This is a genomic window from Pseudomonas sp. 300, from assembly GCF_055803035.1.
This window is the reverse complement of sequence record NZ_JAVLRV010000009.1, coordinates 1-389: the sequence shown is the minus strand read 5'-3', so window position 1 is coordinate 389 and position 389 is coordinate 1. Positions and strand designations below refer to the sequence as shown.

General features: G+C 61.4%; 1 pseudogene. It reads right to left on the bottom strand.

Annotation, left to right across the window (positions count from 1 at the left end):
* Positions 1–389: pseudogene (locus Q7W83_RS29095) on the bottom strand (hypothetical protein); the annotation flags it as partial.

Below are 389 nucleotides of genomic sequence, written 5' to 3'. Positions count from 1 at the left end.
CCGTCGCGGATTTGCTGGTGCATGCGTGCACGGGCGTTGTGAAAAGTGTGCAGGCCTTCGTGGGGCGGGTCGTTCGGGCCTTGCAGGTCTTGCAGGTCCTGAATGGATTTGAGGTCGTGGATTTCGTATTCCATGTAACCGCGAATGGCTTCCCAGTGGCTGATGGCCAGCGAAAGACCGAAGCAGGGAAATTCGACGCTGGTCAGGGTCTCGCCGTGCTGGAAACCGATGCCCATGCCGTACTGGCGGTGGATGCCGTATTGGGTGGCGCCTTGGGCTTCGATGACCCAGGCCGAGAGGGATTCCCAGGGGACGAAGAGCGGTTCGGTGGCGCCTTCGGGCATGAAGCAGACTTCGCGGCGTTGGCGGTTGAAGCGGGTGGGGATGAT